The following is a 746-nucleotide window of genomic DNA, read 5'->3' on the forward strand; positions in this document are numbered from 1 at the left end:
GTAGCCCCCGTATTACCTTGAATACCTTGAGGTCCCGTGGCACCGGTAGCCCCTGTGTTACCTTGAACGCCTTGAGGTCCAGTAGCACCGGTAGCCCCCGTGTTACCTTGAACGCCTTGAGGTCCCGTGGCACCGGTAGCCCCCGTGTTACCTTGAACGCCTTGAGGTCCCGTGGCACCGGTAGCCCCTGTGTTACCTTGAACGCCTTGAGGTCCCGTGGCACCAGTAGCCCCCGTATTACCTTGAATACCTTGAGGTCCAGTGGCACCAGTAGCACCGGTAGCACCAGTGTTACCTTGAACGCCTTGAGGTCCCGTGGCACCAGTAGCCCCTGTGTTACCTTGAACGCCTTGAGGTCCAGTAGCGCCAGTGGCACCGGTGGCACCAGTGTTACCTTGAACGCCTTGAGGTCCAGTAGCGCCAGTGGCACCGGTGGCACCAGTGTTACCTTGAACGCCTTGAGGTCCAGTAGCGCCAGTGGCACCGGTGGCACCAGTGTTACCTTGAACGCCTTGAGGTCCCGTGGCACCAGTAGCCCCCGTGTTACCTTGAATACCTTGAGGTCCCGTGGCACCGGTAGCCCCCGTATTACCTTGAATACCTTGAGGTCCCGTGGCACCGGTAGCCCCTGTGTTACCTTGAACGCCTTGAGGTCCAGTAGCACCGGTAGCCCCCGTGTTACCTTGAACGCCTTGAGGTCCCGTGGCACCGGTAGCCCCCGTGTTACCTTGAACGCCTTGAGGTCC

General features: G+C 60.1%; 1 pseudogene. It reads right to left on the reverse strand.

The annotated features are described in order from the left end of the window. Positions 1–746, reverse strand: a pseudogene (locus ACS2MN_RS30940) (collagen-like protein); the annotation flags it as partial.

Origin of the sequence: Bacillus cereus group sp. BceL062 (assembly GCF_051780025.1) — a bacterium.
GTDB classification, from domain to species: Bacteria; Bacillota; Bacilli; order Bacillales; family Bacillaceae_G; genus Bacillus_A; species Bacillus_A toyonensis.